Annotated in this window: 18 protein-coding genes; 12 read left to right on the top strand and 6 right to left on the bottom strand. The window is 60.6% G+C overall.

What is annotated here, in order from left to right; translation table 11 throughout:
• Positions 1 to 224 precede the first annotated feature (224 nt).
• The 4 genes from KF841_03800 to KF841_03785 all read left to right on the top strand — a co-directional run bounded on the left by KF841_03800 (position 225) and on the right by KF841_03785 (position 7696).
• Positions 225 to 3212 carry an FAD-binding protein gene (locus tag KF841_03800; protein MBX3394472.1) on the top strand — a complete coding sequence of 996 codons (2988 nt, stop codon included), beginning with the start codon at positions 225 to 227 and terminating at the stop codon, positions 3210 to 3212.
• A 184-nt stretch (positions 3213 to 3396) separates the two neighbouring features.
• Positions 3397 to 5868: a zinc carboxypeptidase gene (locus tag KF841_03795; GenBank protein ID MBX3394471.1), complete on the top strand. Its 2472-nt coding sequence runs from the start codon at positions 3397 to 3399 to the stop codon at positions 5866 to 5868.
• 129 nt (positions 5869 to 5997) lie between these two features.
• Positions 5998 to 7116, top strand: a complete 1119-nt coding sequence (gene amrS / locus KF841_03790) for an AmmeMemoRadiSam system radical SAM enzyme (GenBank protein ID MBX3394470.1) — start codon at positions 5998 to 6000, stop codon at positions 7114 to 7116.
• 163 nt (positions 7117 to 7279) lie between these two features.
• Entirely contained in the window at positions 7280 to 7696 is a 417-nt protein-coding gene (locus KF841_03785; GenBank protein MBX3394469.1) for a zf-TFIIB domain-containing protein, read from the top strand.
• 43 nt (positions 7697 to 7739) lie between these two features.
• Here the strand turns inward: KF841_03785 and KF841_03780 are convergent, their stop codons facing one another.
• Both KF841_03780 and radA read right to left on the bottom strand, forming a co-directional pair.
• Positions 7740 to 10883 (bottom strand): O-antigen ligase family protein, encoded by a 3144-nt coding sequence (locus KF841_03780; protein MBX3394468.1) that lies wholly within the window; start codon positions 10881 to 10883, stop codon positions 7740 to 7742.
• Positions 10861 to 12426: a DNA repair protein RadA gene (radA, locus tag KF841_03775; GenBank protein ID MBX3394467.1), complete on the bottom strand. Its 1566-nt coding sequence runs from the start codon at positions 12424 to 12426 to the stop codon at positions 10861 to 10863. The genes KF841_03780 and radA overlap by 23 nt, the downstream gene beginning before the upstream one ends.
• Positions 12427 to 12824: 398 nt before the next feature.
• Here radA and KF841_03770 point away from each other — a divergent pair, with 398 nt between their 5' ends.
• A complete protein-coding gene (locus KF841_03770) occupies positions 12825 to 13211 on the top strand; it encodes a hypothetical protein (GenBank protein ID MBX3394466.1) in 387 nt (128 codons plus the stop codon).
• A gap of 88 nt (positions 13212 to 13299) precedes the next feature.
• Complete coding sequence (locus KF841_03765) at positions 13300 to 14220, top strand: prepilin-type N-terminal cleavage/methylation domain-containing protein (GenBank protein ID MBX3394465.1); 921 nt, start codon at positions 13300 to 13302, stop codon at positions 14218 to 14220.
• Between the two features lie 138 nt (positions 14221 to 14358).
• On the opposite strand, the gene KF841_03760 is transcribed toward KF841_03765, so the two are convergent.
• Positions 14359 to 15528 (bottom strand): PLP-dependent transferase, encoded by a 1170-nt coding sequence (locus KF841_03760; protein MBX3394464.1) that lies wholly within the window; start codon positions 15526 to 15528, stop codon positions 14359 to 14361.
• A 147-nt stretch (positions 15529 to 15675) separates the two neighbouring features.
• On the opposite strand from KF841_03760, the gene KF841_03755 reads away from it, so the two are divergent.
• Positions 15676 to 16260 carry an aminodeoxychorismate/anthranilate synthase component II gene (locus tag KF841_03755; protein MBX3394463.1) on the top strand — a complete coding sequence of 195 codons (585 nt, stop codon included), beginning with the start codon at positions 15676 to 15678 and terminating at the stop codon, positions 16258 to 16260.
• Positions 16261 to 16296: 36 nt separating this feature from the next.
• Positions 16297 to 17169 carry a zinc-dependent peptidase gene (locus KF841_03750; GenBank protein ID MBX3394462.1) on the top strand — a complete coding sequence of 291 codons (873 nt, stop codon included), beginning with the start codon at positions 16297 to 16299 and terminating at the stop codon, positions 17167 to 17169.
• A 3-nt stretch (positions 17170 to 17172) separates the two neighbouring features.
• Here the strand turns inward: KF841_03750 and mutY are convergent, their stop codons facing one another.
• Positions 17173 to 18363, bottom strand: a complete 1191-nt coding sequence (mutY, locus tag KF841_03745) for an A/G-specific adenine glycosylase (GenBank protein MBX3394461.1) — start codon at positions 18361 to 18363, stop codon at positions 17173 to 17175.
• A 220-nt stretch (positions 18364 to 18583) separates the two neighbouring features.
• Here mutY and KF841_03740 point away from each other — a divergent pair, with 220 nt between their 5' ends.
• The 4 genes from KF841_03740 (at position 18584) to KF841_03725 (ending at position 22954) form a co-directional block, all read left to right on the top strand.
• Positions 18584 to 18826, top strand: a complete 243-nt coding sequence (locus KF841_03740) for a hypothetical protein (protein ID MBX3394460.1) — start codon at positions 18584 to 18586, stop codon at positions 18824 to 18826.
• Between the two features lie 117 nt (positions 18827 to 18943).
• A complete protein-coding gene (locus KF841_03735) occupies positions 18944 to 19165 on the top strand; it encodes a hypothetical protein (protein MBX3394459.1) in 222 nt (73 codons plus the stop codon).
• Between the two features lie 140 nt (positions 19166 to 19305).
• Positions 19306 to 19743 carry a nucleoside deaminase gene (locus tag KF841_03730; protein MBX3394458.1) on the top strand — a complete coding sequence of 146 codons (438 nt, stop codon included), beginning with the start codon at positions 19306 to 19308 and terminating at the stop codon, positions 19741 to 19743.
• Positions 19744 to 20017: 274 nt separating this feature from the next.
• Positions 20018 to 22954: a pyruvate, phosphate dikinase gene (locus KF841_03725; protein ID MBX3394457.1), complete on the top strand. Its 2937-nt coding sequence runs from the start codon at positions 20018 to 20020 to the stop codon at positions 22952 to 22954.
• Between the two features lie 53 nt (positions 22955 to 23007).
• On the opposite strand, the gene KF841_03720 is transcribed toward KF841_03725, so the two are convergent.
• Together KF841_03720 and dapA are read right to left on the bottom strand one after the other, a co-directional pair.
• Positions 23008 to 23982: a hypothetical protein gene (locus tag KF841_03720; GenBank protein ID MBX3394456.1), complete on the bottom strand. Its 975-nt coding sequence runs from the start codon at positions 23980 to 23982 to the stop codon at positions 23008 to 23010.
• Complete coding sequence (dapA, locus tag KF841_03715; GenBank protein ID MBX3394455.1) at positions 23979 to 24872, bottom strand: 4-hydroxy-tetrahydrodipicolinate synthase; 894 nt, start codon at positions 24870 to 24872, stop codon at positions 23979 to 23981. The genes KF841_03720 and dapA overlap by 4 nt, the downstream gene beginning before the upstream one ends.
• Between the last annotated feature and the right edge of the window lie 2 nt (positions 24873 to 24874).

The following is a 24874-nucleotide window of genomic DNA, read 5'->3' as shown; positions in this document are numbered from 1 at the left end:
CAGCGATTGGAAACAGAATCCCCCATTGGGTCAGAGCCCGAATCAGACTCCGTCCATTGCATTGGGATATTGTAGATAAACGCTCGAATCCAAACAAACTCACGTATGGCCGGGGAGAACCGCTCGAACAGCCCCGGCCAAGCCGGCGAGACGCCGGTCGGGTCGCGTCATAGAATGCCCGCCGAGTGCAGACTTGCACGCGACGGAAGGAGCCGCCGCTCAACATGCCAGGTAACCTGATCGCATCGCAGCCGGTGACGTCCGCCGTCGATTCCGGCGTGGCTGCCGCTCTGAATGACATTCGCCTGGAAATCGCCGGCGATCTGCGGGCCGATCAGCTCTCGCGGGCGATCTACGCCACCGATGCCAGTATTTACGAGATCGTTCCTGACGCCGTCGCCCTGCCTCGCACGGTGGACGAGGTTCGCAGCATCGTCCGCGTGTGCGATCGGCACTCGGTGCCCATCACGCCGCGCGGCGGGGGCACGGGCCTGGCGGGAGGCGCTGTGAACCGCGGTCTGATCCTGGACCTTTCCCGACACATGAACCGCATATTGGCGATTGACCCCGCGCGGCGGATCGCCCGGGTCGAGCCGGGCGTTGTGCTTGATGAACTAAATGCCCAACTCAGGCAGCACGGCCTGCTATTCGCTCCCGATGTGGCGACAAGCAGCCGGGCCACGATCGGCGGAATGATCGCCAATAATTCGTGCGGCGCACATTCGGTTTTGTATGGACGCACGGTCGATCATGTGATTGCGCTCGATGTCGTGCTTGCCGATGGAACGCTCGCAACCTGGGGCAAGCCGGAATGGGAAGACCGCGCCGCGTCTCGCGCCGGCCGCGATGCCGATCGACGCCTGCTGATCGAGCAGACAATCAAAGAGGTGTCCAGCGAATACGCCGATGAAATCTCAGCCAGATTCCCCAGGGTGTTGCGTCGTAACGGTGGCTATGCCCTGGATCGACTCCGCACGGCTGCCGAAGGTCGAGTCAATCCTGAAACAATCATCTGCGGCAGTGAGGGCACGCTGGGCGTTGTCGTGGGTGCGGTCCTGAATCTTGTGCCGCTCCCGAAGCATCGGGGCATCGTCGCGGCCCACTTCGCGGACCTCCTTGATGCCTTGTATGCCACACCATCGGCGCTGATGCACGGTCCCGCGGCCGTCGAGTTGCTTGACAAGCTGATACTGGATGCCGCCCGGGTCAATCCGGTGATGAGCCGGCGTCGATGGTTGATCGACGGTGACCCCGGCGCATTGCTGATTATCGAGCTGTATGACGACGATGCCGCGCGACTGGCATCGCGGCTGGAGGCTGTCGCGGCCGATCTGCGGTCCCGCGGCATGGGCTATGCGTGGCCGATACTGACCGATGCCGCGCGGCAGGATGAACTCTGGTTCATACGCAAGAGCGGACTGGGGCTGCTCATGTCGAAGCCGGGCGACCGGCAGACATACGATTTCGTCGAGGATACGGCGGTCGACCCGTCGCGATTGCGTGATTATATCGCGCGCTTTATGCAGGTGCTCGCGGACGAAGGCGTCCCCGAGGCCAGTTACTACGCCCACGCCAGCGTGGGATGCCTTCACGTTAAACCGATACTCAATCTCAAGTGTGCCGACGACATCGCCAGGATGCACCGAATTGCCGATCGGATCAGTTCGCTTGCGCTGGAATTCAACGGAACGATGACCGGCGAGCACGGTGACGGCATTCTGAGATCTGAATGGCTTCAGAAGATGTACGGACCGCGCATCATCGAAGCGTTCCGTCGAATCAAGTCCGCGTTCGATCCGAAGAGACTGCTCAACCCCGGCAAGATCGTGGATCCCTATCCGATGATAGGGCAGTTCCGCTACGGCCCGGACTATCGCGCGGCAACGGTCGAGACAGTGCTGGATTTCTCTGAATTCGGTGGCATGGCAGGCATGGCCGAAATGTGCAGCGGCGTCGGTCAGTGCCGTCAACGGCTGGTCGGCACAATGTGTCCGTCCTACATGGCGACGGGCGACGAACAACACACCACGCGCGCTAGAGCCAATGCACTGAGGTTGGCACTGTCGAACCGCCCGGTGCTCGGCGATCTGGACGATCCCGCGCTCGACGACGCAATGGACCTCTGCCTGAGCTGCAAGGCGTGCAAATCCGAGTGCCCCACGGGGGTGGACATGGCGAAGCTCAAGGCCGAATGGCTTCACCGCAGGAACCAGCGTGAGGGTCCTTCGTTGAGGAGCAGGCTGATCGCCCGAATCGGAGGCATCGCCCGGATCGGCAGCGTATTTCCATCGCTCACAAACGCGTTGTCGGGAAGCGACTTGACGCGGGCGTTACTCGAACGCTTTTTCGGGATTGATCGTCGCGTGCCGCCGCCACGATTTGCAGCGCGGACATTTAGGCAGTGGTTCGCCGGTCGCTCGAATCCGGTCAATCGCCCAGTGCCGGATCGAAGGCACTTCACGGAGTCTCCGGCCGATATCAATGCAGGCTCTCAATCAGTCATTTACTATGTTGATACATGGACCAACCATTTCACGCCGCAGGTCGGGATCGCCACGGTCACGGTTCTTGAAGCACTCGGATATCGCGTGTGGGTTCCACCGACCGTCTGCTGTGGCAGGCCTGCGATCAGCAAGGGCATGCTGGATATCGCCTCACAACAGGCGCTGAGCAATGTCGAATCACTGGCGCCGTTGGTGGCTCGCGGCGCCTCCATCGTTGTGACCGAGCCGAGCTGCTTGTCGGCCATGATCGATGAGTGGCCGCAGTTGGTGAGAACCGAGCAAGCCAGGGCGATTGCATCTTGCGCCCAATCGGCCGAGTCATTCGTCGTACGACACCTCCGGGCGAATCACGGCGCGGCGCCACGAAACTCGCCGTTGGCGATGCCGATTCGCCTCCACGGACACTGCCATCAGAAGGCGCTGGGTGGGACGGCTGATACCCTGGCACTGCTGCAACTCATTGCTGACGGCCGTGCCTCAGAGATCAACAGCGGCTGCTGCGGAATGGCCGGCTCCTTTGGACATGAGAAGGAGCACTACGACACGGCTCGTGCTGTCGGGGAGCAACGACTGTTTCCCGCGGTGCGCGATCGCGGCGACTCGACCGTTGCCGTAACCGGCTTCAGTTGTCGACATCAGATCGAACATCACACCGGCGTTCATGTTCGTCATGTCATGGAGCTGGCAGCCGACGCATTTGTTCGCTAGCTTGCGGTGTCGCGATTTCATACTCTGGATGGGTCCACACCCGTCAGCCCATGATCACTTGAGTCAACGAGGTTTCCTGTGCATTCGCGGGAAGTTCCTGCCCAATTCCGGACGTTTGGATTTGAGTCCTTCGGCTTAATTGGGTTATCATGGTGTACGGGGAGTTTAAGGTGGGTGGAACATCATGCGAATCATGCCAGTGACTTCGTTCTCGATCGGTCGGCTGCGTTTGCTCGTCCCTGTTCTCGCCGTATGGTGTCTGAATTCATCGGCCGCCATGGGGGCGGAGCGGGTCGAGCCGATTGTCGCGCCGTCCCCCGTGGCAGATTCGCTTCCAATGTTGCCGGATCGGGACGTCACCGGACCGGATGCACGACTTATCCGCATCTCGGTCGATGTATTCGAGCGGCAGCCTGCCGATCTACAAGATTGGCTTCACGACCGGCTTGACACCTGTGCGATCGATCGCGACGACGACGGCAGCCGACACGCCGTCCTGATTCTCTCCTCGGATGAAGTCGCGGCCTTGTCCTTGCGAGGTGTGCCGTTCGAAGACAGCGGTTCCGTCGCCGATCACATCCTTCAGTTCGCGCCGTGGAATACACTCGCGATCAAGCGAATCCCGTCGATCGAACCGCTACTTCCCGGCCCGGTCCCGCCGCAATCCGGTGCGGATGCGGTCAATCCGCGCGGCGTGCCGATTGACTGCCAGCAAATTGGCACCAGCCTGCAACCCTACGACGTTTTTCACAATCCCGGAGAGAGTCTCTGCTTCCTGCAGAATCTCGCCGCGGCCTATCCGGACTTCGTCCGCCTCGTCTCAATCGGCCTGTCTGTTGAAGGCCGCGACATCTGGGCACTGAAAATCACTGACAATCCGGACACGGTCGAACCGGATGAAGAGGTTGTATTGTTCAAGGGGGTTACGCACGCTCGCGAATGGGCCACCCACGAAACAATGCTCTATCTTGCCGAGTATCTGACGAGTCGATACGCGACCGATCCGCAGGTGCAGCACATTGTCGATCACACCGTCGTTTGGCTTGTACCCATCGCGAATCCTGATGGCTATTGGTACACATGGTATGGACCGGCGGAGCAGAACGCCCGCATGTGGCGCAAGAACCGCACCGTCAACGCGGGTTCAAGCTGCCGCGGTGTTGATATCAACCGCAACTATGCTCACAACTGGGGATATGACAACAGCGGTTCCAGCGGAAATCGGTGCGCAGAAACCTATCGCGGGCCGTCTGCGGCGTCCGAACCGGAGACACAGGCGATTCAGAACTTCGTCGCCGCCCACAAACCGACGATCAGCGTCAGCTACCACTCCTACAGCCAGCTTTGGCTCTTCTCATGGGGATACACATCGAGCGTGACGGCCGAGAGCTTTTCGTCGATGCGGGCGATCGGAAAAAAGCTGTCCGAATTGGTCTTCGGCGTTCATGGCAAGGTCTACGTCCCCGGACAGAGCAGCTACACCATTTACGCCACCAACGGCGACTACAACGAATACGCTTATGCCCGGCATGGCTCCCTTGCGTTCACGCCCGAAGTGCGGCCTAGAACAAGCGCCGAGGGCGGCTTTCTGCTGCCGGAAGATCAGATTCTTCAATGCGCCGAAGAGAATCTGGCGGCAGCCCTGTGGCTGCTGGACAATGCTGCCGGCGCGATCGAGGTGCGGAAGGCCGATTCGTCGCCGTTGTTTGATTATGTTCCTGAGGAAGGCGTGTTGTCCTTTTCCTTGCCGGCGACACCGACTCAGCAGCAGCCGGAGAATTCGATCGGCTTTTCGACGTCCTTCAACAACGCGCTCTTTACGCTGCTCAACGACGCCCTGCACAATCCACCGTCGTTCCAGTCCTATCCCGCGCACTTTGAAGCGTGTGGTAGCGGCAGTGGATACGAGTTGCGGGTGAAATCCAATGCAGCAGCCAGAAATTGGATCAACGCCCTGGAGTCCTATCGCGCGTTGCCCTACGTTTTTGAGGACGGAGCGGACGTCATGCTCTCGAATGTCGCCCCGGGGATCAATCTCATCGGCATACCCTCAAGCGTTCCGGTGCGGCTTGCCGACGTCAGGGTCGTCAAGCGGCGCATGCAGGCCGCCACGGCGGATTTCGGCGCAACCGAAGTTATCCTCGAGGAACGATCAGCCGCCGAAGATGCCGCGAATCCGGCACCGTGGATTGGCTGGCAGTGGGATTATGTCCACCCGGACGGATCAATCGAAACATCGCAGTTGTTCGGGCCGAATCCGTTTGTCCTCCCTTTCCGGTCCTATCGCGTTCAGGTCAATGTCCCGTCGTATCAGTTCGGCAGCACGCAGCCTTCGGGCGCGGTGTATTACCTGCGATTTCCGGGATCGTCCCTGGATTGCGACCGTAACGGCGTGCTGGACGCGCTCGATATCGACCAGGGTACCAGCGGCGACTGCAACGGCGATGGTATCCCGGACGTCTGCCAGACCGACTGCAACGGCAACGGCTTCGCGGATGAATGCGATCCGCTTGTATCCGATGTGGATTATTTCGTCGGGCAGCTCCTCGCCGAAGAGCCCGATCCTTCGAATCTCTGCATTCTCGACGCCAATGCCGACACGCTGCTCAACGGCGACGATATCGGCCCGTTCGTCTTTCGCCTGATAGGCAACTGACGCACCGGACCGGACGCGACGAACGCCGCGACTGTCGTTCGAGATCATGCTATCATTTTATTGGGTCTTCCGATCCCAACCGGTTCGATCATCAGTCCCGGTTGAGGCGGAACTGCGGAGGCTTCAACAATGGCCGCCGTCATATCATTGAAAAATCTGCTCGAAGAGAGCACCGTGGCTGCGGATCCCGCGCTAGTTCGCGTCGAATCCGAGGCCGCTGTTCGCTGCCTTGCCTGCGGCCACCGTTGCCTGATTAAGCCCGGACGAGCCGGCGTGTGCCGCGTGCGATTCAATCACGAGGGTGAGTTGCGCGTGCCTTCGGGTTATGTCGCCGGAATACAGATCGACCCGATCGAGAAGAAACCGTTCTATCACGCCTTCCCGGGGCGCGATGCGCTTTCCTTCGGAATGCTCGGTTGCGATTTCCATTGCGCGTATTGCCAGAATTGGGTCACTTCGCAAGCGCTCCGCGACGACGAGGCGATCAGCCGTCCGCAGGCGGTCACGGCCGAGGACGTTGTTCGGATGGCCGTCGATCACGGCGTGCGGGTCATGGTCTCCACCTATAACGAACCGCTCATCACCAGCGAATGGGCGGTCCGGATCTTTGAGCGCGCCAGATCACATGGCATCACCTGCGGCTACGTTTCCAACGGCAACGGCACGCCTGAAGTGCTCCGCTTCCTGCGACCGTTCGTCGATTTGTACAAGGTCGATCTCAAGAGTTTCGACGATCGCCATTATCGCGAACTCGGCGGCGTGCTCTCCAATGTCCTGGCGACGATTGAACAACTCGTCGCGATGAAATACTGGGTCGAGATCGTCACGCTGGTCATTCCCGGTTTCAATGATGGCGATGACGAACTTCGGTCGATCGCCGCGTTCCTTGCCGGTGTGTCGCGCGACATACCCTGGCATGTCACTGCGTTTCACCCGGACTACAGAATGACCGATCCTGGCCGAACCCCCGAGGCCACGCTCATCCGCGCGCACGAAATCGGCAGATCCGCGGGTTTGAGATATGTTTACGCTGGCAACGCCGCCGGCGCGGTCGGCAATCGTGAAAACACTTGTTGTCCGGCGTGCGGCTCAACCGTCATCGAACGCCGTGGATTTGACGTTCGGCGGAATCGAATGCGAACTCCGGGCTTATGTCCTGATTGCGGCACGCACATTGCTGGCGTTTTCGAGCCGAACGCACCGGTACGATCTGAGGGGTCGGGCATTCCGATGCCGGTCCGGAATTAGCAATCGCCATGGGCCGCTTGATGTAATAGCGCCGGCACCTGGAATGGAGGGTGACGCAGGCGGGCTGATTTCCGCGTAGGATGAGCGCACCAGGCCGCTGCCCGCACTCCCGGTCAGTGGCGAGTCGGCTGCTGTTCCCCTGTAACCAATGGAGCGTGTGATTGTGAAATGCCCGAAATGCGCATCAGAAATGGATTTGCAGCAGGTAGGCCGGATCACTATAGACCGCTGCACCGGTTGCCGGGGAGTCTGGCTCGACGCGAGGGAGGCCGAGCGGATCCGCGACGACACCGACGCGGTCGCCGGCATTGAGTCTGGCGCGAGTCAGTCGCCCGGCCGCGCTTCGAATGCCCATGCGTCGCTCGATGGCGTCGGGCCGATTCAGTGTCCGAGATGCGGCACTCGCATGATCCAACTCGTGGTTGAAAGCCGCTTACCGCTATACTTCGAGCATTGTGGTGGATGCAACGGCGTCTTCCTCGATCAGGGCGAGTTGCTGGCCATGACCGAAGTCGATCTCGAAGACTGGCTGCGGGCGACGATTCCCGGTGTCTTCCGCCTTCGCCTGCCGCCGGCCTGACTGGACGTGTTACGCCGCTGCGACCCTCGACCCGTGCCGATCATCAATCGGACTGTTCATCCGATTGAGGCTGGCTGGTGATCGGAGTCGGATCCTCGGGCAGCGTCGCCGGGTCTGTCGCGGGTTGCGATGTCGTCTCCATCTCGACCGGCATTTCCGGGTAATCCGGAAATGCAGCGCGAAGTTTCGTCCAGATTCCGCTTTCCGGCCGGCGGCGCTCCTGGTTCATCAGTGCCGTGAATGCCTGGTCGCGATCCGGCATCACCTCCACGAATTTCTTCGCCGCGGCAAATGCCGCCGCTTCATCACCGCGGTTCAGATAAAGCCCGAACAGCGCGTAGTGCGCAAGCGGAATGCCCGGGTTCAGATCCCGGGCGCGTTCGGCCCAGCGAATCGCCTGATCCGCGAATTGCGGCTTTGGAGCGAACTGACTCGATAGCGACACATACGCATCCGCAAGTGTGGGCCCATCCGCTCCGGTCGCGCCCCGCAGGAACTCCAACTGGGCCATCGCTTCCGCTTCCCGGCCCGCCGCGGTCAATACCAGCGCCCGCGTGACGCCCTTCTCCCGAGGCAGAGGCACATGAAGCGCGGCCTCGCCCGTCTCTTTCATGGGTCCATCCATGATCACATGGGCACGAACAAGGTTCCCCAGCAGTTCGTCAGTGCGCCCGGTCGGATCACCATGAAGAGCATAAATGACCGCTTCACGAATGACCGCCGAATGAGCCGCGAAAACAGACGGTCCCAGCGCGGCATAAGCTTCTTCCGCCTTCTTCGCGAGTTGCTCGGCCTCAGTCGCCGCGCCCATCCAGTCGCGCACCATGGCGGCCAGCCGGAACGTTTCAGGTGTCAGGCGGTCGCTCCAGCGCGCCGGCGGTGAACCCAAGTCCTGCATTCCGATCTGAAGCAGATCATCCAGCGCGGTGATCGCCACAGGCGCTCGCTCGAACAATTCGCGGGCCAGCAACTGCGAGGCTTCGTCCATCTCCCCGCGGCGCATCAGTCGCCGAAGCCAGAGCAGACGATCGTACGCCGACGCCTCCGGAACCTGCGACCAGACATGACGAACGAGCTGCGTATTGAACGGCTCGTCGTTCACCCAGCGAATCAACGCCTCGCGATAGGCCCGGATGCGGTCGTCCACCAGGTTGAGCTCGCCTCGAACTCGATGTGCCTGGGCGAGATGCCGTGCCAGATCAGCGGCATATCGCGAGAGATTAAGAAACCGCGGCGCGATCCGCCCGAGCTGCGCCTGACGAACCCACGCATCCATCGCCAGCGCGATATCCTGGTCCGTCGGCACTCCGCCTTTTGCCACGACGGCCGCGAACGCATCTGTCCGCGCACTGATGCCGAACATCATCGCGCTCAGCCGTTGCAGGGGGTCCAGCAGGTGCGCCGCCGCGAAGTCCGCCTTCGCGATCGCATCCACCGGCAATCCGGCCCGCAGATCCTGTTGCGCCTCCTGGCTGGCAAGATTCGCTCGCCAGTCCTGCACCGCAAAATAGCACAATGCCATGCTCGCGACCGCCGCTATCAGCCCGCCGCCTCGGAAGACTCCCGCGCCGAGCCGCAGGTCGCCCGGCAACGCGGGAACGCTCGCCATGCGTTCGTCCCGGATCAACGCCCACAAAATCGCCCACGTCGTGAGAAACAGGGGCGGAAAACCCGGATTACGCAGCGCCACGCTCGAGCACTCCTCCACCATCATTGCAAACAAGCCGGCGGCCAGTCCGACCGTGAGCAGCCGGTAAGGACGCTGTGTCGGATCGGCCGCTGACAGATCGCAGTAGCGGATGGCATAGCGAAGCGTCATGACCAGTGCGAGCAGAAAGGCTGTTGCGCCGATCAGCCCCAGATCCGCGAGCAGTTCGAGAAACTCGTTGTGCGCGTGCGAGAACCACCACCGATCCCCCATCGCCAGCGTCGAAGGCTCGTCGATCTGGTCCTCGCGGGCGAATTGCGGCGCGAGCATCGTGTAGCAGCCTTCGCCGTGACCGCCCACCGGCTTTTGCAGAAAGAGCGTGATCGCATAAGGCCATTCATGGTTCAGGCGAGTTCGAATGGAGTGCGCCCGCTCGCCCATTTCTCCGGCGACGCGCTTCTCCTGGATTCCCCACACGGCCGCAATCGCCAGCACCAGCCCAAGCAGTAGAACGGCCGATCGAGCGGTTCGCCGTGTGAGCATGAAGATCGCAAAGAGAATGCCGCCCCCCAGTCCCGCCCATGCCGACGAGCGCGATTGAGTCAGCAACAGTGCAACCAGTAGCGGCGGAATAAACAGAATCGCGATTGCGCCGATCGTGCGGTTGCGGCTCGCCCGGTCTGGACGACCGCCCATGAACGAATCCGCGCCAAGCCCCAGCGCCGCAAAAATGCCCGGCAGCAGACAGGCCCCGAACCACAGACTGTTTCCGATGGGATACTCCATACGTGCCGTTGGCAGTGTGAACGCCAATAGCCTGCTGAACCAGTCCGGCTCCACTCGAACCGTGTGATACCAGAGGCCGACAATCACCGTCAGGCCGACGGCGGTCAACAGCAGGGTGGTCAGTCGCCGCGCATGGATGGGAAGTAGAAGCGCCGCGATCGGCCACCACCAGGCCGCCTGCATCAGTCGAATGGCGGACTGCCCGAGGCTCACATCGCGCGCGTGCGAGAAGCTGGATGTCACCAAGCTGACACAGATCAGCACGCTCCACCAGAACATCGGGCTGCCCGTGCGCGCACGCCAGTCCCAGAAATCGTCCCGCGAAAGGCTCGGCCTCGCGCCGGAAGTCAGCAGGCGAAGCCCCCCGACGAGAGTCAGCATGGCCGCGCCCATGTAAAATGTCAGGCTTCGAATATCGACGATACGCGCCGTCGGGTAGCGTCCCGCCTCCGCCGAAGGCCCCACCAGCGCCAGTGCCGAGACAACGGTCTTCAGCCATGATCCCTTGTCTGCGCGGTGCGCCTCGGAAAATGTCCAGGGCGAGGTCAGAAGGCATGACGCGATCATCACCGGACCGGCAATCCACAGCAGCAGCAGGGAGGTTTTTCTCGCGCCGGAGCCGGCGGACGTCAGCCTGGGAGAGTCCAGTGAATGCACCCGGGAAGTGTCCTCGGCTGCGGCCGCCGCCGCAGAGTCCGATTGAAGTGCCGGTGCGATCGAATCGTTCGATTCATTCGAGGAATTGGATTGCATGCGATAAACCTTCACAGGCGACGATCTCGATCGCGCCTTTGCCGTTCATCTTTCCGATATCCGACGCCGCGCCCTTCGGCAGGAGGAACCGGTTGAAACCGACCCGGCCTGCCTCGGCCACGCGCTGACGCAGGTGGTGTACGGGCCGAAGCTCCGCGCCGAGCCCCAGCTCACCGCAGACGACTGTGCCGGACGGCAAGCGCCGATTGGTCATCGCTGAATACGTCGCCAGCGCAATCGCGAGATCAGCCGCCGGCTCATGTACACGCACGCCGCCGACCACGTTGACGAAGACGTCCTGGTCGCCAAGGACGCATTGGGCATGTTTCTCAATGACCGCCAGGAGCATGGACACACGCCCGGCATCCACGCCGGATGCCTTTCGCTTGGCACTTCCGAAGACGGATTGCGCGCAAAGTGCCTGCACCTCCACCAGGAGTGTTCGTGTGCCCTCGCAGGCCGCAAGAATAATCGATCCCGGGCGAGCAACTCGCTGCTCGCTCAGAAACAGCTTCGACGGATCGGGAATCGGATTCAGTCCGCCGTCCGTCATCTCGAAAATGCCCAGTTCGTCCGTCGAGCCGTACCGATTCTTGACGGCGCGGACCAGGCGATGCGAGTGAAAGCGGTCTCCTTCGAAGTACGCCACGCAGTCCACGAGATGCTCAAGAATTTTCGGCCCGGCGATCGAACCTTCCTTGGTCACGTGCCCCACGAGCATCAACGCAAATCCCATCTGCTTCGCCAGCCAGATCAGGCGAGCTGCCGCGTCGCGAAGCTGCGACGCCGAACCGGGAGATGACGTCAGATCGGGTCGGTAGACCATCTGGATCGAATCGATCACGACGATATCGGGCCGCTGTTCCTGAAGGATGTTGCAAATGATGTCGAGATTTGCCTGTGCCGCGACCAGCAGCGTCGATTCCACAAGCGATTCTGACTCGCCGGCCATTTCTCGATCTGCTTTGTCGCGATTGTGACTCGATTCCGAAGTGCGATGCCTCGTCGCAACCCCGGTCGTCCGACAAACTCGAAGTCGCTCGGCACGCAGGCGAGTTTGGCCGAGCGATTCTTCACTTGTCACATAGAGGACCGCTTTTCCGGTCGCAGATAGTGCATGACATACTTGTAAGAGCAGCGTTGATTTGCCGATTCCGGGGTCGCCGCCGATCAGGATCGCCGATCCCGGTACAATGCCTCCGCCGAGGACGCGGTCGAATTCTGACAGTCCGCTCGACCATCGCGTCGTGCGATCGGGTTCCACATCTTTCAGTGAAACAACGAGTTGCGCGTCTTCTGCCCTTGTAATGAGTGGCCGATGCTTGTCTGGTGCGACATCCCGGATCACGCGCTCCTCGAGGGCGTTCCACTCGCCACAGGCCGAACACTTGCCTGCCCAGCGCGACTGGGTTGCTCCGCACTGTCGGCAGACGAATTGTGAGTGCTGCTTGGCCACGATGGGGGACTCTAAGCTGCCTTTGCGCTCATCGCCATACGGAACCCCAGCCTCGAAGTCGATGCGGCACACGGGCGTGCGGCCCACGATTTACGACTTCGTGGGCCACGGCGGGTTGCCAGACTCCGTCTGGAGCGAGCTAACCGTTTGTCCCTAAAGATTTTCCGATTGATGCTGGAAGTGATGCCGCGATTGCGTTTAGAATAGGATATATAGGGTGGACGTGGATGATCCGCTGACCGAATCGTCGGTCACATCCAATTGACAATTGAGTTGTGTTTGTTTTTCATCGAGATGCCATGAAGCGCGTCGATCTTCAGTCGACGGCTGTGCTTCAGAGGGCGCGCTGTTTCGTATGTGCGTAGGTATGGAGCGGGCGACCGACCTTGATGTGCCGTAACGCTGGGGCGCGAAGGTCGCCTTAACTTTGGGGTGGATTCGATCCGCAGGCAACGTTTGCTGCGGTCGAAAGGGTGGACAACGGGATGGGTGGTAAGGGCGTTAAGATCGCCATCATTGTCGTGGCATTGCTGGCCGCCGGATCGATTCTCTATTTCTCCTCCGGAGAAGAAAAGATTCCCAAGGACGCTGGCTCGCAGATGATCACTGTCATCTGCGAATCCTGTGGCGAGCACTACGAAGACAGCCTCGAACACCTTGCAACCATCGAAGTCCGCTCAGCGCCGACCCCGCCGCCGGAAGGTGAGGGCGGCGGTCGAATTCGGCGCGCCGCGCGGGTGAGGATTTCATACACCTGCGAAAAATGCGGGCAGCCGACTGCAGTGCCGGCCCTGAAGTGCGACATTCATAACAAGTATTATCCGGCGGAAACGCGCGATGGTGAGCGCGGCAAATGCCCGGATTGCGGCTGACAGATTCGGACGATGCGACCCCCGCGGCGATTTGTGATTTCGCCGATTGGGTGGCGCGATCGAAGGTGCTTAAGAAAAGGGTGGATCTATGAAACCAGCAATCGTGTCCTTCATCGCTCGACGCGGCGCGGCCGTTCGGCGCGGCTTCACGTTGATCGAACTTCTCGTGGTCATCGCGATCATCGCTTTGCTGATCTCGATTTTGCTGCCGGCGCTGACCCGGGCAAAAGAGAGCGGCAACATGGCCTATTGTCTTAGTAATTTGAAGACGCTCGTTCAAACCGTCCCGCAGTACATCGACGATCAGGCCGGTGAACTGGCATTACCCTGGCACCTCGGTTTCAGCTACAACGGCGCATCCGCTCAATATGCCTCCGAATTCATCTACGGCGGCTTCCAGACCACGATCGATCACCCGATCTATCCCGGCGGCGACGTTTTTAGGTATCAGACCGAGTGGCGACCTTTCAACAAATACATCGCCCCGGGCATCAACGGCCGAACCACGATCAAGTCATACATCGATCCGGGTGATAAGTTCGAGGCCACGCCTCTGACCGGCTCCGGCCCGACGGCCAGCCCGCCGGCCTATTCGTCGTGGCAGCTCAACGGTACCAGCTATGCGCTGAGCTGGTACTGGGTCGAAGGTCCGCCCTGGAACGGCAGCGGCCAGTACTACAACATTCCCGCGCAGGGCACGCCAAACCCTGAATCGCAGGTGACCATGACCAAGGCGGGCAAACAATTACTCAAAGCTAAAGTCGGTGGGTCCGGCGCCCGCTTCGTGATCTTCTCTGAGTCGGCCTTTAACCGATGGGCCTACGACATGGTCGACCCGACCAGCGCCAGCTCGGTCAATCCAAAGGTCGCCGAAGGCTATCACGGCAAGCTCAACAAATTCTCCCTGGGCTACTTCGACGGCCATGCGGCATTCACCACTGTCGATCCGCGATATGCCAAGGGCACTGATTACTCAATCTGGGCAGATCCGGGAACCATTCCTCAATAAGTTTGTCAGGCGAATCGGTCGATTTCCGGTCCGACGCTCTACAATTGATTCACCCAGCGGCCCGCCGAGCATCGAATGCCTGGCGGGCTGTTTTTCTGCGCCGTCCATCCGATCGCCAACATTCCTCGATCGGACCTCCTACAGACCGGCCTCGTTCATCGCCTGGTACAGATCGATCTTCAGATCTTCGATGCTCTCCAGACCGACACTGAGCCGAACCAACCAGATTTTCTTACCGGTTGCCGGGTCTGTCGCCTGTACAGGGATTGCAAGGCTCTCATAGCCGCCCCAACTAACCGCGATGGAGAAGTATCGCAGCGCATTCACCACTGCAAAGGCGGCCTCGCGAGAATTCTGCTGGAATTCCACGCTCATCATTCCGGAGTGGCCTCGCATCTGTCGCCGGGCCAGCGTCGCCTGTGGGTGCGATTCCAATCCATCGTAATGAACGCGCAGGACCCGCATGTCGGATTCCAGGAAGCGGGCGATATGCATGGCATTCCGCTGGTGACGCTCCATGCGGAGCGGCAGCGTGCGAAGCCCTCGAAGCATCAGCCAGCTCGCGAACGGGTCGCATACGCCGCCCAGTAATTCGCCCTCCGCGCGGGTCAGCCGGGCGATACGCTCGCCGCTACCCGCGACGAAACCCGCCACGAGGTCGCTGTGCCCGCCGATGTACTTCGTCGCCGTGTGCACAACGAGGTCGATGCCGTGCACAATCGGATTCTGAAAAAACGGCGTCGCGTTGCTATTGTCGCAGACTGTGGCGATCGACCGTCCCTTCGCCAGCTCTGCCACCTGCGACAGGTCCTGCAATTCAAACAGAAGGCTCGACGGCGATTCCAGGTAGATCAGCTTCGTGTTCGGGCGAACCGCCGACTCAAACTCTTCGACTTCAGTGCCGCGCACATAGCTGGTTTCAATCCCGAATCCCGGCAAGTAGCCGCTTAGCAGTTTGCGCGTGGGACCGTACACGCTTTCGACTGTCACGATATGGTCACCGGCCTTCACGCACGACAGAATCGCCGCGGAAATGGCGGCCATGCCCGAGCCGAACGACCGCGCGGCCTCCGCTTTTTCCAGCGCGGCGATCTTCTTTTCAAGAATATCTGTCGTCGGGTTGCCGAGGCGTGTGTAATCGAATCGTGCGGAGCCGGGCATGTTGCGCTGTACGAACGATTCGGCGTCCGGATAGGCGAATGTCGAATTCTGAAAAAGCGGAGGCGCAACCGCGCCGTCGTACCGTTCGCGATTTTCGCCGAGATGCATGCAGATTGTTTCAAAGCCGGGTTGGTGGTCGCGGGACAAGCTCAGACTCCTCATGAAACGCCGGATTTATCAAATCCTTTGGCCATGTGGTCATCCTAACGCGGCCGCGGCCGCGCGTCGCGAGAGATTGCCCGGCGATGCTACAATGCAACCGCTGGTTTCTAACTTGTTTGAATCAGGGACGTCATGATTGTACTTATCGATAACTATGACTCATTCACCTACAACCTCGTTCAGCGGCTCGGCGAGATCGGGATGGATGACGGTGCGTTGCGTCACGAAATCGTGGTTTACAGGAACGACAAGGTCACGGTCGATCAGATCGCCGAAAAGAATCCCTCGCACCTGATTATCTCGCCGGGACCCTGCACCCCGCGCGAGGGCGGCATCAGCAACGACGCCATCAGGCACTTCCACGACAAAATCCCGGTCCTGGGCGTTTGTCTCGGGCATCAATGCATCGGGTTCACTTTCGGCGCGACCGTCGATCGCGCCGCAAGGATCATGCACGGCAAGACCAGCCAGATACACCACGACGGTCGTACGCTCTTCGATGGCATCTCAAACCCTTTTACCGCAACCCGCTATCATTCGCTCGTCATTGTGCGCGAGACCCTGCCGCCCGAGTTTGAGGTCTCCGCGTGGACCGACGATGATGTAATCATGGCGGTGCGTCATCGCGTCCACCCGCTGGAGGGCGTGCAGTTTCATCCGGAGAGTTTTCTGACCACGGAAGGCATGCGACTTCTCGCGAATTTTCTTCGCCGCTGACCGCGGGCCGGCCGTTCGCACGCCGGCGTCCGGTGCATGCGGGATGCTTCTGACCGTTTGCGGTGGGGCATGGTGCGCTCAATACTCCGATTCATTTCGAGACTCTTTCAATCACGCGACCAGCGCCGCGCGGAACTGCTGGCCAGGCCGTTTCCCGAAGAGTGGATGCCTCATATTCTGCGTGCTGTGCCTGAGTTCAGATTGTTCAGCGAGCCGGATCGATCGCGCCTCCGCGAATGTATCCGGATCTTCCTTTCCGAAAAGTCGTTCCTCGGATGTCGCGGGCTTGACATCACGGACCAGATCCGCGTCATTGTCGCGGCCGGGGCCTGCCGACTCCTGCTCGGACTGCCGGGCCTGGATGTGTTTCCGAGGCTCCGGGAGATCATCATCTACCCCCACGATTTCAAGGAAACGATCGAAGCGATCGGACCGGATGGAACCCGATATGCCATCGAGCGTGTCCGGGCTGGAGAGGCGTGGCGGCGAGGTCCGGTCGTGCTGGCCTGGAACAGCGTCGGCCACTCGTTTCAGGGGCTGCGCGATGGATACAACGTCGTCATTCATGAGTTTGCACATGTCATCGACATGCAGAACGGCGAGGCCGACGGCATTCCCCCGCTGCCGACGCGCGAGTGGGCCCAGCGCTGGGAGAAGGTTTTTATGCGGGAGTATCGCACGTTTGTTACGAAGGAGCGTCAGGGCGAAATGACGTTTCTTGACCCGTACGCCGCAACCGACCAGGCCGAATTCTTCGCCGTTGCCACGGAGTTTTTCTATGAGCGGCCCGAGGAGATGGCGGTCATGCACCGGGAGCTTTTCAGCTTGTTCGTCGATTTCTTCGGACGTGATCCGCGCCAATGGCGACGGCCGGCGCCGACCCGATGGTTTCGTCGCATTCGGCAATGAGACTCAACGCTCTGTTTCTTGAGAGTTCCTGAGTAGTTCCACGATCTTGCGCATTCCGCGCGAAAGCCCGAGCCGGGCGGATTGCTTCAAGGTCATCCACCGCCGGCGCGACGTGTCCTGCGTTCTGAGCGTGTTCGAAGTCGTACAGACATGCCCCACAAAACGTATGGTTCGGTGAGTCAATTGATGTGTGAAGTCGCAGAATGGACGTGCGGCCGTGCGAAAGATCGCCCGGGCTGAATCGCCATCCAGTTGCTCGGATGCCAAACGTGTGACGCTGTCGGCGACAGCCTCGTCATTCGCATCATTCCGTTGTGTTGGCAACTCCCAGAGGCCGCCCCAAAGGCCCGATTCCGGCCGCTTGACGAACAGCCAACGTTGTCCGGACCGAATCGCCGCCACTGCGTGTGTCTCCCGGACGACCGCCGATTTGCGCGCCTTGATGGGGAGTTGCGCGACGTTGCCGGCCTTGTACGCCGCGCACAATCGCACGAGCGGACACACGTCGCAACGAGCGGCTTGTTTCGGCAGGCAGACTGTTGCGCCCAGTTCCATCAAGGCCTGATTGAAATCACCCGGATTCTTTGGCGCCACCAGCCTTCCCGCGGTCTCCCACAACCGCCGCCGTCCGTCCGTGGATTGGATGTCGACGAATAAACCGAACAGACGCGAGAGCACACGGGAGACGTTCCCGTCCACGACCGGACTGCACTCCCCGAACGCGATCGACGCGACAGCCCCGGCCGTGTACGCACCAACTCCCGGAAGGCGCTGAAGCGCCTCGGCTGTTCGCGGGAATGAACCGCCGAACTCATTCACCACGGCGTTGGCTGCCCGATGAAGGTTCCTCGCGCGGGCGTAGTATCCCAGACCTGCCCATAGCTCAAGCACATCATCCAGAGGAGCAGCCGCCAGGTGACGGACGGTAGGATAACGATTCAGAAAGCGTCGATAGTATGGAATGACCGTCGCAACCTGGGTCTGCTGTAACATCGTTTCGCTCAGCCAGATGGCGTAGGGATCGCCGCATTCCCGCCAGGGGAGTTGCCGCTTTTCAACGCCGTACCACAAAAGCAGCCGTGACCGGACGGCACGAACAGCCGATGGCGATATCACGACGACTCGCTGAGCGGCCGCGAGCCCGTTCTTTGACAACTTCTTTTGCGTCGAGCCGGGCTTTTTGCGACTTGGCATGACTTCGATTGTAGACATTCAGGCGATCGCAAACAGGGCGAAGGTCCTGTCGAACTGCGAATACCGTGTTTCTTGCGGCATTTCAGCCGGGACGATACGATTTCGCTCCAGCTTGATGCTGGCTCATGCCGATTCACGCTGGTTTGTCGATGAAGCTCGGCATCCTGAGATGATTGTTTTACCCGACGGCGTCCTCGCGCATGAATTTAGGGAGCATGCCATGTGGCAGAAGCGTATGGTTCGGTGGCAAAAGAGGTTGCTCGTGTTGGGGGCGGCGCTGCCGCTCTTTCAGGCAACGGGAACTTGCGACCCATTCGGATTGAATAGCACGATCTTCACCTCACTGACGCGAACCACCTTCGGCATCTTCGTGAGTACGGTCCAGTCGACGCTTCTTCAGTTTTTCCCGTCGTCGGACATTCTCGCGATTTTGTTCGGGGCCAATCGTAACCCGTTTTTCTGATCCCTTGTGAATTTCCGACGCGCCCATCCGCTCGGCGAGATGAGCTCGTCATCATCCGAGTAGAACCGTAGATCGCGAATCCGCGACATCTGCGTGATGAACAGAAACGAGATTGCCATGAAGAATAAAACCGCTCGACGTTTCAAGGTTGCGCGTCGGATCGCCATCGTCCTGGCGGCCGCTCCGCTCTTCCAGTTTCAACAGTGTCAGACGTTCAACAACAGGCTTGGCGCAAACTTCGCCAACGCGCTTCCCAGCGCGGTCTATAGCGTGCTGTTGAACATTGCATTGCTGCCGATCCAACTGATTCTGAGCGGCGGCAATACAACGACCGGCTGAACCGGAATCTGAGCCGGTTAATCGCTTGGTGATGGGGCAACCGATTGGGCTGCTGGGTATGGGCTTGTGCCGCTCCGGTTGACGCGCGCTGTTCCGACCGTCGCTCTTCGGCATCCATGAAATTAGCATCCGAGGCGATCATGGACGAATTCATGCAGGCCGCCATTGATGAAGCCCGCCAGGGGTTGTCCGAGGGCGGGATTCCGATCGGATCGGTCCTCGTGATCGATGGTCGAATCGTGGGGCGCGGCCACAATCGCCGGATTCAGAAGGACAGCGCGATACTTCACGCCGAGATGGACGCACTGGAAAACGCAGGCCGCCTTTCGGCGAAGCACTACCGTCGCGCGACGCTTTACTCGACACTTTCTCCTTGCGATATGTGCAGCGGAACCGCGCTGTTGTACCGTATTCCGCGCGTGGTGATCGGCGAGAATGTCACGTTTCGGGGGCCGGAAGCATACGTCCGCAGCCGGGGAGTCGAGTTGACCATCCTGAACGACCCGACCTGCGTCCAGCTCATGCGCGATTTCATCGCGGCCCGCCCCGAGCTGTGGAACGAGGACATCGGCGAGTAGCGGATCGACTCGTCCGATATAGCCTTCCCAATGCGGCTCATTCGAGTCGGTTCTTCGTTGACACCCCCATTCCGCGTCCTTAGAGTTGCGGACTTATCGGAAGTTCGCGACACGTTGAAGGCATGTGAATTCCCCGTGCAACGCGAATCTGATTTAAATTAAACGATTTACCTGGCGTTCAAATTACGATCCAGGCGCGACACGTCGTCGCCAGCCGGTTCGAGATGGACCCAGGCAGGCAGATCTCGCACGTCGGTGCAGGAGTGAGGCTCGAATGGCCACCAAGTTCGTGTATTTCTTCGGGAACGGTAAAGCAGAAGGCCGCGGAGATCAGAAGCAGCTGTTGGGGGGCAAGGGCGCGGGCCTCGCTGAAATGACTCACATCGGACTTCCTGTTCCCGGCGGTTTTACGATCACCACCGAGGCATGCAGACTCTTTTACGAGAATAAGAAGAAGTGGGCGAACGGACTGGAGAAGGAAGTTCGCGCAAATCTGGCGAAGCTCGAGAAGGCGTGCAAGAAAAAGCTGGGCGATCCGAAGAATCCGCTGCTCGTCTCGGTTCGTTCCGGAGCGGCGGTATCAATGCCGGGAATGATGGAGACGGTGCTGAACCTCGGCTTGAACGATCGTTCGGTCGAAGGCCTCTCGCAATGCACCGGTAACCCGCGCTTCGCGTGGGATTCCTACCGCCGATTCATTCAGATGTACTCAACGGTCGTGGTCGGTCTGTCCAAGGAGACGCTGGAGGAAAAGCTCGCCCACATGAAGCATGAAGTCGGCGTTTCAACCGATGCCGAACTCAGCGAAGCCAATCTTCGCGACCTCTGCGGGCAGTTCAAGTCTTTCTTTCATGAGCAGGCAGGTAAGCCCTTCCCGCAGGATCCGTGGGATCAACTCGTCGGCGCAATCAATGCCGTCTTCAATTCGTGGATGGCTGACAAGGCGGTGACATATCGCCGCGTCGAGAAGATCAGCGGCCTGCCTGGAACGGCCGTTAATGTCTGCCAGATGGTTTTCGGCAACATGGGCGAAGACAGCGGCACCGGCGTCTGTTTCACACGCGATCCCAGTACGGGAAAGAACGAGTTTTACGGCGACCTTCTCATGAATGCCCAGGGTGAGGACGTCGTCGCGGGCATTCGCACGCCGCTGCATCTGGCTGATCTGGCCAAGACCCATTCCGAGGTGTATGAGCAGTTGTGCGGCGTCCGCACGATGCTCGAAGCCCATTACAAGGACATGCAGGACCTTGAGTTCACCGTCGAGCGCGGCAGGCTCTACATGCTCCAATGTCGAAGCGGCAAGCGCTCGCCCGCCGCCGCTTTCCGGATTGCCGTCGAGCAGGCGACGCAGCCCTTGCTCACAAAGCCCGAGGCCGCCCGCCTTCTCAAGAAGAAATATCTCCCGAAGCGATATGCGGACATCGCCCTGAAGCCCGTCCTGTCGAAGGCCGAAGCGATCAACCGTATCAAGGCCGCCGACATCGAGCGACTGTTCTACCCGATCATCGACCCGAACTACAACGCGGCCGAGTTGGATTCCCGTCGGCTCGGATCGGGGATCAACGCTGTGCCCGGCGCGGCCGCCGGCCAGATTGTGTTCACCGCGCATCAGGCGGAGCAGTGGCACGCTGACGGCCGAAAAGTCATTCTCGTCCGCAAGGAAACCAGCCCGGAAGACGTCGGTGGCATGCACGCGGCCGTCGGCATTCTTACGGCCACGGGCGGCAAGACGTCGCATGCCGCGGTTGTGGCACGCGGTTGGGGCAAGTGCTGCATCGTCGGCATGGGCGATCTGCGGATTGACGAGGCCAATCACAGTCTGACGATCGGCTCGCGAACCCTGTCCGAAGGCGATTTCCTGACGCTCGACGGGTCCGAAGGCATCGTCTACGAAGGCGAACTGCCGCTCGTCACGCCGACGCTCCCGGCCGAATATCACACGCTGCTCAAGTGGTGCGACGAGGTGCGGCGCCTTCGCGTTCGGACCAACGCCGACACGCCTTACGACGCCGAGAATGCGGTAAGAATGGGCGCCGAAGGAATTGGTCTCTGCCGCACGGAGCACATGTTCTTTGACACCGAGGAACGTCGTCTCGCCATTCAGCAGATGATCGTCGCTGACACGCGCGATGATCGCGAGGCCGCGCTGACCCGGTTGCTGCCCTTCCAACGCCAGGATTTCATCGGCATCTTCGAGGCGATGGACGGCCGGCCCGTCACGATACGACTCGTAGATCCGCCGCTGCACGAGTTCGTCCCGCACACGGAAGACAAGCAGCGAGAGCTGGCGGCTCAGATCGGCGTGGAGTATGAGAAAATTCGCGACCGCGTCGAGCAGTTGCACGAATCCAATCCGATGCTCGGCCATCGCGGCTGCCGACTCTGTATCACCTATCCGGAAATACTCGAAATGCAGGTCCGCGCGATCATCGAAGCCGCCGTTGAAGTTCGTCGCCGCGGAAAAAAAGTCTCTCCGGAAATCATGATTCCGCTCTCGATTGATTCGAAGGAGCTCGGCATCTTGACGGACCGCGCCCGAGCCGTCGCCGATGAAATCATCGGGACATCCGGCGTGAAGCTGCCGTATCTGGTCGGCACGATGATCGAAACACCCCGCGCCGCCATCACGGCCGGGAAAGTCGCTGAGGTCGCGGAGTTCTTCAGCTTCGGAACCAACGACCTTACGCAGACCGTCATGGCTTTGTCGCGCGACGATGCCGGTCGGTTCCTGCCCGACTATGTCGATCAGAGCAAGACAGGCATCTTCAAGGAAGACCCGTTCCAGACTCTCGATCTCGACGGCGTCGGTTGGCTGGTTCAGCACGCCATCGCCCAGGGCCGAACGACCAAGTCCGATCTCAAGATCGGCATTTGTGGCGAACATGGCGGCGATCCCGCTTCGGTCAAGTTCTGCCACGCAGCCGGGATGGACTATGTCAGTTGCTCTCCCTATCGCGTGCCGATCGCTCGGCTGGCGGCGGCCCAGGCCACCATCGCAGACGGTTCAGCCCCCGGCGGCGCCAAAGGCGGTCGTGCCAAGGGAAAGAAGACCTCCGCGAAATCTGCGAAACGATCGGCTGCGCCGGTCAACGGGGGCGCGAAGCCGAAGCCAAAGCCAAAGTCGATGTCCACAGCGGCGCTGAAGGGCAACGGCAGGACATCGTCAAAGTCGAAGCCCGCGCGATCCATGGCAAAATCGCGACGATAAGCGTCGATCCCTGGTGGGGCGAATTGAACAGCGGCGGATCGGGTCGGCCGGCGCTAGTCGGCCTGTTCAGCGGGTGCGACGCCGACCAAGGTACCCAATAGTCCCATGACGTCTTTTTCAATCAGGATGCCGATCGCGCCGAGCGCCGCATACTCGATCGGCAGCGGCCGCGCCATCGGCGCAAGCGTGACGTAGGCTCCGATCGAGCGAGCGGCATGTAGCAGTTCATCGGGCGGCCCGGCATAGATATAGGCCGAACTGGCGACCAGCGCCACGACGATCAGCAGCATCACGCGGGTCTGCATCTGGAAGAGCATGTTCGCGATCAGTGATCCGAGCAGAAACGCCGCCGCGACCCCGAAATAAAGCTGTCCCTTCTCTATGGGATACTGAGTCCCTCCCACCAGGTAGGACAACAGCACCCATGAAATCGACGCAGTCAGGATGAGTGTCCCGGCCCCGTTGCGAATTTCGGCGCCAGGATCGGCCTGCGGCGACAGTGGGGTCGGCATCGCGACTGGCTTGAACCAGCTATCCACCCATCGTCCGACGACCAGACCCACGCCGATCAGCGCCAGCCAAAGCCAGGTTTCGGCGATGAGTGCGAAAGTCGGGTAGGCAGACTCAGCCCCGGGGCCGGTTGACAGCGTCGTGAGACGATAGAGGACCAGTTTGTCCATTTGTCCGGCGCGAGCCGCAAGCGTCGCCAGCCCCACCGCAACGGCCAACGGACCCCGCTCCGCCGAATCCGCGCCGCATATCGCAACCGCCAATCCGCTCACCACGGCCGCCAGCGCCAGGAGTTCTGCCATGGTGACGACACCCTGATCAATCAGGATGAGCGCGACCGCGCTGCCCGGATCCGGTGGACTGGCGACCCACCAGCCGAAATACCAGAAAATCAGTGCGGACACCGCCATGGCCGCGATAAGGCGAATCCGCCGAATCAGTATTTGCCCGCTCGACGGAAAGGTCGGACTGGCCGGACCGGGATTCATGGCCGTGGATGGAACGTTGACCGGAATCATGCGTGAACCTTCTCGGGCTCGGCGGCCTTGTACGAAGTGAGCAGCGTCTGAAGGCGAATTTTCTTCGCAGGATCGAGCGGACACATCGGCAACCGGAATTCCTCAGCCACCAACCCGCGCAGCGCCAGCGCCGTCTTGATTGGAATCGGATTGATATCAAGCGAGAGCAACTCGCTGGCGATTGGGAACAGACGCTGGTGCCACTCTCTCGCCCCGCGCAGGTCGGCGTTGCTCGCGGCATTGACCATGCTCGACATCTCGCGCGGCATGAGATTGCCCAGCACGCTGACCACGCCGACCGCGCCAATGCTCATCAGCGGCACGGTCAGCGTATCGTCGCCGGCGAGAATCGCGATTCCGCTCGCGGCTGCCAGACGGCTTGCTCCATCCACATTGCCCGTTGCATGCTTCACGGCCTGGATATTCGGATGATGCGCGTGTAGCCGTGCAATCGTCTCGACGGAGATCTCAACACCGGTGCGGCCGGGAATGTTGTACAGCATGATCGGCGCGTCCACGCGCGACGCCACCGCCGAAAAATGCTCATACAGGCCGGTCTGATTCGGCTTGTTGTAGTAGGGCGATACGAGCATCAGCCCGCAGGCGCCCGCCTCCATCGCGCTCTTCGACAATTTCAATGTCTTCTGCGTCGAATTGGTGCCCGTCCCCGCGATCACCGGCACCCGGCCTCTCGACCGTTTCACGACGGCTGCGACGATCGACTGATGCTCTTCGTCGTCGAGCGTCGGCGATTCGCCGGTGGTTCCGCACGGCACCAGCCCGTGGACGCCGCCGTCGATCACATGATCGACCAACTCGTCCAGCGCGCGAAAGTCGATGCGCCCCTCTCGAAAGGGCGTGACGATGGCAACAAGACAGCCTCGAAACATAG

The organism is Phycisphaerae bacterium (assembly GCA_019636475.1).
Lineage (GTDB): Bacteria > Planctomycetota > Phycisphaerae > UBA1845 > UTPLA1 > JADJRI01.
This window is presented reverse-complemented; position numbering and strand designations above follow the sequence as displayed.